General features: G+C 52.5%; 9 protein-coding genes. 4 read left to right on the top strand and 5 right to left on the bottom strand.

Features of this window, described 5'->3' with window-relative positions; genetic code table 11:
* The 4 genes from ACVBEF_RS11635 to ACVBEF_RS11620 form a co-directional block, all read right to left on the bottom strand.
* Positions 1–1,411: T6SS phospholipase effector Tle1-like catalytic domain-containing protein (locus ACVBEF_RS11635; protein ID WP_447124107.1), on the bottom strand; the 1,411-nt coding region annotated here is incomplete at its 3' end.
* Positions 1,412–1,915, bottom strand: a complete 504-nt coding sequence (locus ACVBEF_RS11630) for a DUF3304 domain-containing protein (RefSeq protein WP_447124106.1) — start codon at positions 1,913–1,915, stop codon at positions 1,412–1,414.
* Entirely contained in the window at positions 1,916–2,038 is a 123-nt protein-coding gene (locus ACVBEF_RS11625) for a hypothetical protein (RefSeq protein WP_447124105.1), read from the bottom strand.
* 153 nt (positions 2,039–2,191) lie between these two features.
* Complete coding sequence (locus ACVBEF_RS11620) at positions 2,192–3,523, bottom strand: voltage-gated chloride channel family protein (RefSeq protein ID WP_447124108.1); 1,332 nt, start codon at positions 3,521–3,523, stop codon at positions 2,192–2,194.
* A 134-nt stretch (positions 3,524–3,657) separates the two neighbouring features.
* Here ACVBEF_RS11620 and ACVBEF_RS11615 point away from each other — a divergent pair, with 134 nt between their 5' ends.
* From ACVBEF_RS11615 to arsC, 3 genes are read left to right on the top strand one after another with little or no spacing between them, the layout of a single operon-like run.
* Positions 3,658–3,999, top strand: a complete 342-nt coding sequence (locus tag ACVBEF_RS11615) for an ArsR/SmtB family transcription factor (protein ID WP_447124104.1) — start codon at positions 3,658–3,660, stop codon at positions 3,997–3,999.
* On the top strand, positions 3,996–5,069 hold the full coding sequence (gene arsB / locus ACVBEF_RS11610; protein ID WP_447124103.1) for an ACR3 family arsenite efflux transporter: 1,074 nt from the start codon (positions 3,996–3,998) through the stop codon (positions 5,067–5,069). The genes ACVBEF_RS11615 and arsB overlap by 4 nt, the downstream gene beginning before the upstream one ends.
* Before the next feature lies 1 nt (position 5,070).
* A complete protein-coding gene (gene arsC, locus ACVBEF_RS11605; RefSeq protein ID WP_447124102.1) occupies positions 5,071–5,505 on the top strand; it encodes an arsenate reductase (glutaredoxin) in 435 nt (144 codons plus the stop codon).
* Positions 5,506–5,620: 115 nt separating this feature from the next.
* On the opposite strand, the gene ACVBEF_RS11600 is transcribed toward arsC, so the two are convergent.
* Complete coding sequence (locus ACVBEF_RS11600; protein ID WP_447124101.1) at positions 5,621–6,781, bottom strand: porin; 1,161 nt, start codon at positions 6,779–6,781, stop codon at positions 5,621–5,623.
* Positions 6,782–7,197: 416 nt separating this feature from the next.
* Here ACVBEF_RS11600 and ACVBEF_RS11595 point away from each other — a divergent pair, with 416 nt between their 5' ends.
* A complete protein-coding gene (locus tag ACVBEF_RS11595; RefSeq protein WP_447124100.1) occupies positions 7,198–8,484 on the top strand; it encodes a D-amino acid dehydrogenase in 1,287 nt (428 codons plus the stop codon).
* The last annotated feature ends 145 nt before the right edge of the window (positions 8,485–8,629 follow it).

The following is an 8,629-nucleotide window of genomic DNA, read 5'->3' as shown; positions in this document are numbered from 1 at the left end:
GTAAATCCTCCTGCTCCTGCGCATTGGCGCGGGGAAAGGCGATGGTGTGTTGCAATCCATGTAAATATTGCCGCCGATAGCCGTAATACAGCGCCATGTGTTTGCGTATCATGGCGTGATAGTCGCCAGAAATTTCAGTTCCCGACTCGCCCATAAATTTACCAGCGGCCATGTAGTTCTGCCATGCCAGTGCTAGTTGGGAGTCGATGGCGTAGTCTTCTTTTAAATCTGATGGCATCGCGCCATATCCCACCAGCGACACCCCCGCCACGCTTGCCGCCCGATGCATGCGCACCAACGGAATTTGCGACAGCAACATCGCCATTTCTCCTTGGACATTCCAGAAGCCACGCCCCTGCTCGCCGGGAAGGTAACCGCCGCCAATATCGGCATGCACGCCGGGATAGAGCACTTCAGTAACACGACCCTTGCCCGGCTTAATGCGGGTAATCGGAAAGTTGCGACGCTGCTCATGCGCGCCGATAAAATGCACCGTTTCTTTGACGCACTCAGGCAAAGGCTGGAGGATTTCTCTGGCCCACGCCCAGTGCCCATCGGCGAAAATCAACGGCGTAGTTTCTGCTACGGATTGGGGCAGGCCGACACTAGCGACGCTCTCAAATAATCCCAGAAAGTCGATGCTCGCTGGCATGCCGCCAAAGGTGCCGTCTTTATTTTCACCTTTGCTCAGGATGTCGTTAAACCAGTAACAAAACGCCCGCGCCAACGCCGCGCCGCGTGAGAAGCCGAATACCGAAATACTGATGTGGGGAATTTCTGGCTTCGAACGCCACACGCGTGCTGCGCGCAGATCGGCATCGAATTTTTCGGTGAGGTCGCCAAACCAGCTCTGCCGGTTGGGACGCGGTTCGTGGGGGTCGCGTAGCGGATCGCCGATGTCGATATCTTGGGTGTATTTCTTGAGTTTGGCGGTGATGTCTTCAGGACTAAAAATTGGCTGATTTCCATTAAATTCCCGATATACAGCGTTATAAACCTCAAGCAACGCATACAAAATCCGGGCCTGACCGTGTTTCCCATGGGCTTTACCTTCCTGACTTTCACGCCATTCGCAGTTCTCGTCGAAACGCGTACCTAAGCCAGGAATATAGAAACGGTAATGCCCTCGTGCTTGTAGTTGGCCTTTTTCCCTTACATCTTTATGCGCTTTAAACAGCTTCACGATATTGGTGTGGCCTTGCAACGGCTCATCGCGAATACGATTATTGTTGGTGCCATCGAAGAATAGGCCGATCTTAATGAAGCTCTGGCATAACGGAGCACCGTTGGCATCTTTAGTTGGCCTGCACTCCTTTGTGAACAGATGGCGCATTTCTGGAATGGTCAAGGCCATTTCTTTTTCGGTACGATCGGAAATAATTAGTGGGGCGGTATGAATAGGGAGGCTCATTTATTCTTCCTCCGGTGGCGCGATGACAACGCTTTCGAGAATGGGGTGATTGGGACTTCCCGGATAGGGCCCTGATGACACTACCCGCACTTCATCATTGGTAAAAAAATGGACAAACAGTGTTTCTGGCTTTTCGTACCGCCTGATCGTGGTGGTTTTTTCGATCCAGTCGCGTGCATTCGGTTTCCATCGAACCTTAACCTTCATCCCCGGTTGCCATTTGTCTGGAAGCCGATAACCAAAAGCGCCAGTGCCGCCACAACTCAAACCACCTTTCATAGCCTTGCTAAAAAACTCTTCCACACCAAACGAATAAATGTAATCCGTGCCGGGATGATAGGAGCAAGAAATCGGTACAGCTGTCATCGGCACATTCACATACGGAATAACCTCTAAAGGTTCACTCGGTTTCGGTGTAGTACAGGCGCTAAGCGCCAGTGTTACGGGAAAGAACAATAAACATTGAAGTCGCAATGTCTTCCTTCGATTCATTGGCAAGTTCATTTACGCTTCCTCATGCAGTAAAACAAACGCAACTTGATCGCTCAAATGGCTGAACGTGTCGTACGTGCTGGGGAGGAGTTGGTAGTCAAAGCGTGCACCGAGGGTGCGGAGATTGTCTGGCATGGAGACGCTTTCTGGAAAGAAAGTGAGCACAACCAGACACAATGCCTGATCGCGGATGTATAAACATCTCCATGCATACTAGGGAGGATTTTTGAAGATCGGCTTAAGAAATTTCTGAAAATTGCAGCCAATATAGCTAATGATTATGACAATTCAGCTGCGATTTTCTTCGGTTGCCGCATCATCTTTTTTTGATGCATTTTTCGGTGCATTCTTACGAAATCGGGACATCCCCGGCAGCCATATCCCCACAGGCAAACGCAAGAACTTGCCATCGCCAATCCGCTGCGCACCATAGATCCCGGCGTGGCCGGAAAACAAATAACTGACGATGCAGGCCACTGCCGCCAGCGGCCCAATCTCCGGTCCAAACAGTTCAATCGCCATGATGGTTGACGCCAGCGGTGTATTTGCCGCACCCGCAAAGACCGCCACAAAACCCAGCCCCGCTAATACTGGCGTTGGCAATGCCAACACATAACTCAAAGCATTACCCAGCGTCGCTCCGATATAAAACAGGGGCGTCACTTCTCCACCTTTAAAACCAGAAGCCAACGTCACGATCGTAAACATCATTTTTCCGACAAAATCATACGCTGGCAAAGGCTGCGCAAACGCTTCTACAATCGTCGGAATACCCAAACCCAGATACTTATCCGTGGCTAGCAAGGTCGCAGCCAGCGCCACCATCGCCCCTCCCACAAATGGCCGCAATGGCGCGTAATGAATCCAACGCTTAAACAGGCCCGAGAGCGCATGCGTCCCGGTCGCAAACAACATCCCGACCAGACCGAACGCAATCCCCGCCACTAGCGTCGCCCCCAGCGCCAACACGCTGATATGCGGAACAAATGGAATCGCGTAATGGGTGTGATGCACGCCCAGTAAGCCGGGCAATTGATCGGCAACAATGGCCGCAATAAAACAGGGGAAAATCGCGTCATAGCGCAAGCGCCCGATCGCCAGCACTTCCAGCCCAAACACCGCCCCGGCCAGCGGCGTGCCAAACACCGACGCAAACCCGGCGCTAATCCCGGCCATGAGCAAAATGCGCCTGTCCTCTTTATCAAGCTTCAGAATTCGCGTCACAACATCAGCCAACGCCCCGCCCATCTGCACTGCCGTCCCTTCACGGCCAGCCGAACCGCCGAACAGATGCGTGACTATCGTACCCACCAGAATCAACGGCACCATCCGCTTGGGGACAATGCGTTGCGGATCATGAATTTCATCAATCAACAAATTATTGCCGCCCTCAACCGCCCGGCCGAAATGGTGATACACCAGCCCCACCACCAAACCCGCCACCGGCAACAACCACAACAACCAAGGCTGCCCGATACGGGTGTTGGTAGCCCAATCCAGGGCCACCAGCAAGGCCGACGAAGCGGCTCCGGCCAGAACCCCTACAACCGCCGACAAGACCAGCCAGCGGCCCAGATACAGCAGCATTAAACATTGCTCGGAGAATTTAGGTTGTTTCATGGTGTCCAGATTTGGGGGAGGCAAACCCGGATGGGAAGGCTGCATGGTGTTCTGTGTGTTGAGCGTATTTTATGCCTCCTGTTGCCAGAGAATAAAATCTTTTGTCCATCAATCATTTCGACTATACTCGAAACATGAAAACAAATACTGCCCTTGCGGCCTTGACCGCGCTCTCCGCCGCCACCCGTCTGACCGTCTTTCGACTGCTGGTGAAAGCCGGTCCCGATGGGCTGGCCGCTGGTCGCATTGCTGAACTGGCCGAAGTTCCGGCATCCTCGCTCTCATTTCACTTAAAAGAATTGTCCATCGGTGGCTTGGTGCACGCGCGCCAGGATGGGCGGTTTCTGATGTATTCCGCCAACTACGACGCGATCAACGACCTGATCGGATTTTTGACCGAGAACTGTTGCGAAGGCCAGCCGTGCGCAGTGAAACCCATTAAACCCATTGTTAGCCCCACAGAAAGTACGCCATGAGCACCGCCACTACGATGACGAAGCCAGCTCCGTCCATTAGTTTCTTTGAACGCTATCTGACCGTCTGGGTTGTGTTGTGCATCGTCGTCGGTATCGCGCTAGGGCAATGGTTTCCCGGCGTGTTCCAGCAGATTTCTCATCTTGAGGTTGCGCGGGTCAATTTGCCGGTCGGCATCTTGATCTGGATCATGATTATTCCGATGCTCATCAAGATCGACTTCAGCGCGCTTTCCGGCACGTTCTCGAATACGCATAATCAATGGCGTGGCGTTGGCGTGACGTTATTCATTAACTGGGCGGTAAAGCCGTTTTCGATGGCGTTGCTGGGTTGGATATTTATTCGCCACCTGTTCGCCCAATGGCTCCCCGCCGAGCAGCTAGATAGCTACATCGCCGGATTAATTTTACTGGCCGCCGCACCCTGCACCGCGATGGTGTTTGTCTGGAGCAATCTATGCAAAGGTGATCCGTATTTCACGCTCTCCCAAATCGCGCTCAATGACGCCATCATGATCGTCGCCTTCGCCCCGCTAGTGAGATTGCTGCTGGGTTTATCGGCCATTACCGTGCCATGGGCCACGCTGGTGACGTCGGTAGGTTTATACATCGTCATACCGGTGATCGTCGCGCAACTATTACGTCGGCAATGGCAGAAAAAAGGCCCGCTCGCCTTCAAGCGCATCGTCGCCGCGCTTGGGCCCTATTCGATTGCTGCGTTGCTGTTGACGCTGATACTGTTGTTTGCCTATCAAGGAGAAGCTATCGCACAGCAACCGTTGATCATCGCGCTGCTAGCAATCCCGATTTTGATTCAGGTATTTTTTAATTCCGGGCTGGCGTATCTGCTTAACCGCCGCTTCGGCGTCGCCCATTGCATCGCCGGTCCCTCGGCCTTGATCGGTGCCAGCAATTTCTTTGAGTTGGCCGTCGCTACCGCTATCAGTTTGTTTGGCCTGAAATCGGGCGCCGCACTTGCCACCGTGGTGGGCGTACTGATTGAAGTTCCGGCGATGCTGATCGTCGTCGGAATCGTTAACCGTTCGCAAAAGTGGTATGAAAAGGAAACCTGACATGACTGATAAGACTGACAAGTTCATCAAGATTTATCACAATCCCGCCTGCGGAACGTCCCGCAACACGCTGGCGATGATCCGTAACGCTGGCTACGAGCCGGACATGATTGCCTATCTGACCAATCCGCCCACGCGCGCAGTCTTGGCGCAATTGATCGCTGACGCCCGCCTGAGCATCCGTGAGGCAATCCGTCAAAAGGAGTCTGTTTACACAGAACTCGGTCTTGATGACCCAATACTGACCGACAGCCAGTTACTCGACGCCATGCTGGCCCATCCGATACTGATCAACCGGCCTTTTGTCGTCACGCCATTGGGTACACGTTTGTGTCGTCCATCGGAGTTGGTGCTCGATATTTTGCCTAACCCACAACAATCTGCGTTCGTCAAAGAAGATGGCGAAATTGTTGTCGATAAAGGTCGTCAGAACTGAGCGCTAAAGATCACATTCACAGAACAAACGGGGCCAGAGTTTTCACTCTGGCCCCGTTCCATTGAATCCACCAACACATCTGGCCGATTACGTCTCTACGGTATCAAAACAGCGATTAAAATTTGTGACGCAAAGCGATACGCACAACCGCTTGCTTGTCATTGCCAGAGCTACCGGCAGAACCCGTATTGTAGGCTTGATCAAGTGACGATCCAGTCAAATCGCCGCCGACTTTTTGGTACGCTGCTTGCGCATAAACGTCGGTCCGTTTAGAGAAGCTGTAATCCGCCATCAGACCCAGCGTCGACCATTTTGGCTTGGCTTTTCCACCTGTTGCATCGTACGTTCCTTGCGTGTAGGTGTACATCGCGCCGACAAAAAATGCCGCTGAAACGTCATACTTGGCGTTCAATTCGTAGTTGGTGAATCTCATCGAATTCAATGTGCCAACAGCCGGTGCGAACGAAGCGATATACCCATTGCCGCCATCAGGCTTCGACAAATTGGTACGTGAATAAACGAAGCCCACTGTTGTCGCACCAAGCGCGTAATTCACACCAGCGCCAAAGATTTTTTGCTTGCTGTTGATGCCGGTGAAGTTGGCGTCTGTTCCAGTAACAGAACCGCCGCCAGCACCGCTCGAACCAGGAGCCGTCATATTCATGTACGCCAGGCCAGCCGTCAAAGGACCGTTGGCATAGCTCGCACCCAAACTGTAGGTACGATTTTTAGAATTGTTGCCAGCCGTTTCACCGAAGCCATACAGCCCACCGAACTGCAAGCCACTAAAGCTTGGGCTGGTGTATTTCAGCGAGTTATTGATACGGAACGAGTTGTCCGTATTGTCGTTATCCAACGGATGCGAGAACAAATAACCAGCCCAATTGCCGTTGGCTGTCATTGGACCCAGGTAATCGACAACTGAGTCGTATTGACGACCCAATGTGACCGTACCGGCCGTTTTGCTCGACAAGCCAACGATTGCCTGACGACCAAACATCAAACCGCCCTGACCCAACTTGCCAGTGTCTGCCGCAAAGCCGTTTTCGAGTTGGAACAACGCGCTTAGGCCACCACCTAAATCTTCATTACCTTTAAAACCAAGGCGACTGCCTTGCGCGTAACCGCTTTCCATTTGAACCGAATTTTTACCGCCAACATTGTTGGTGTAATTCATCCCCAAATCAATCACGCCATAAATAGTAACGTTGGTTTGTGCTTGCGCAACACCCGCAATACCGCTCAACAAACCTGCAACCAGAATAACTTTTTTCATGTTTTTTACTCCTGAGTATGTACGTAAATTAACCTTTTGATATCGACAATAATCGTCTCCTGATCACCGCCTACTCAGCCCATAAATCTCGAGCCACTTGCCGGTCAATTGGCAGCCATTGCCATAATCCCATAACCAAATATGCGCGAACAGTTGTACAGAAATATCTCATTAACATTTGTCGTAATAACCCGGGCTTTGTCGGAAAAAACCATATCCATCCCGAAAAATGCAGCGAAAATACAACAGAAATTTCTCCGCAGAATGCACGCTTGAAGCGTCTCGAAAATCGTTTTCGAATGGCCTTAGCTGGTACTCTTGGTGGTATTGCTGCGCGTCCATATTCAGGACAAACTAGCGTCTATATGAGCACGCCCGACACCAAGGGGTGTTTTTACTTATTGAGGAGAAACAACATGCGGGTACTTGTTTTAGGCAGCGGTGTGATCGGCGTAACAACAGCGTATTACCTGGCAAAGGCGGGACATGAAGTGACGGTAATTGATCGTTTGTCCGGACCCGCTGAAGAAACCAGCTTTGCCAATGCCGGTCAGATTTCACCGGGCTATGCATCGCCCTGGGCCGCACCCGGCATCCCCATCAAAGCACTCAAATGGATGGTGCAAAAGCATGCGCCGCTCTCGATCACGCCCGACGGCACGCTGTTCCAATTACGCTGGATGTGGCAGATGCTGCGCAATTGCAATGCCGCCAGCTACGCCGTCAACAAGGAGCGCATGGTTCGGCTGGCGGAATATAGTCGCGACTGTTTTAAGGCTTTACGGGCCGATACCGGCATCGCTTACGAAGGCCGCCAACTTGGCACCACGCAAGTTTTCCGCACGGAACAACAGATGGCCGAGGCAGCGAAAGATACGCAAGTATTGAAAGACAGCGGCGTGCCTTTCGAACTACTCACAGCAGAAGAAATCGCCCGTGTTGAACCGGCGCTGGCGGCGGTCAAACACAAACTGCACGGCGGGCTACGCTTGCCCAATGACGAGACCGGCGATTGCCAATTATTCACGACACACTTAGCCGCGATGGCTGCGCAACTCGGCGTGCAATTTCGCTACAACCTTCAGATCGATGCGCTGACATTCGCCAAAGGCCAGATCGCTGGCGTGCAATGCGGCCACGAATACTTGCAAGCCGATAGCTATGTCATCGCGCTGGGAACCTGGTCCACCAACTTCTTGCGCGGCGTCATCGACATTCCGGTCTATCCGCTCAAAGGTTATTCGATCACCGTCCCCATCACCAACGCCGCTGCTGCTCCGGTCTCCACCATTCTTGATGAGACCTACAAAATCGCCATCACCCGATTTGATAACCGCATCCGCGTCGGCGGCATGGCAGAGATCGTCGGCTTCAACAAAACCCTCAATCCAAAACGCCGCGCCACGCTGGAGATGGTGGTCAATGATTTATTCCCCGGCGCGGGCGACACCAGCAGCGCCAGCTTCTGGACCGGCTTGCGCCCGATGACGCCGGACGGTACACCGATCGTCGGCAAAACGCCGATCCGCAATCTGTTTCTCAACACCGGCCACGGCACCCTTGGCTGGACTATGTCGTGCGGGTCCGCTGCGTTATTGTCGGATGTGATATCAGGCAAACGTCCGGCCATTACTGCCGACGATTTAAGCGTCAACCGCTATGCAAAAAATGGTAGTCAGGCAGCGGCACAGGCATTTGCCTGACGTCGCAAACCAGGCCTTATTTAAGATTTCTGTCAGGGAGATATCTGGATTTTTCAGCATCCTTCAACGCCTTATTGATCAACAGATTTTCATCGAAATTGCTTCGCCGCACAGACATTAGTTTGCTAAGTCAATTCAACGCTTG

The sequence above is a fragment of the Glaciimonas sp. GG7 genome (assembly GCF_052976905.1).
Note: the sequence above shows the minus strand (reverse complement) of the source record. Positions and strands in the feature narration are given on the sequence as shown.

Bases quoted from the DNA above. Each gene is read 5' to 3' on its own strand.
- ACVBEF_RS11630 (WP_447124106.1), bottom strand. From the start codon at position 1,915: ATGAACTTGCCAATGAATCGAAGGAAGACATTGCGACTTCAATGTTTA.
- ACVBEF_RS11625 (WP_447124105.1), bottom strand. From the start codon at position 2,038: ATGCCAGACAATCTCCGCACCCTCGGTGCACGCTTTGACTACCAACTC.
- ACVBEF_RS11620 (WP_447124108.1), bottom strand. From the start codon at position 3,523: ATGAAACAACCTAAATTCTCCGAGCAATGTTTAATGCTGCTGTATCTG.
- ACVBEF_RS11615 (WP_447124104.1), top strand. From the start codon at position 3,658: ATGAAAACAAATACTGCCCTTGCGGCCTTGACCGCGCTCTCCGCCGCC.
- arsB (WP_447124103.1), top strand. From the start codon at position 3,996: ATGAGCACCGCCACTACGATGACGAAGCCAGCTCCGTCCATTAGTTTC.
- arsC (WP_447124102.1), top strand. From the start codon at position 5,071: ATGACTGATAAGACTGACAAGTTCATCAAGATTTATCACAATCCCGCC.
- ACVBEF_RS11600 (WP_447124101.1), bottom strand. From the start codon at position 6,781: ATGAAAAAAGTTATTCTGGTTGCAGGTTTGTTGAGCGGTATTGCGGGT.
- ACVBEF_RS11595 (WP_447124100.1), top strand. From the start codon at position 7,198: ATGCGGGTACTTGTTTTAGGCAGCGGTGTGATCGGCGTAACAACAGCG.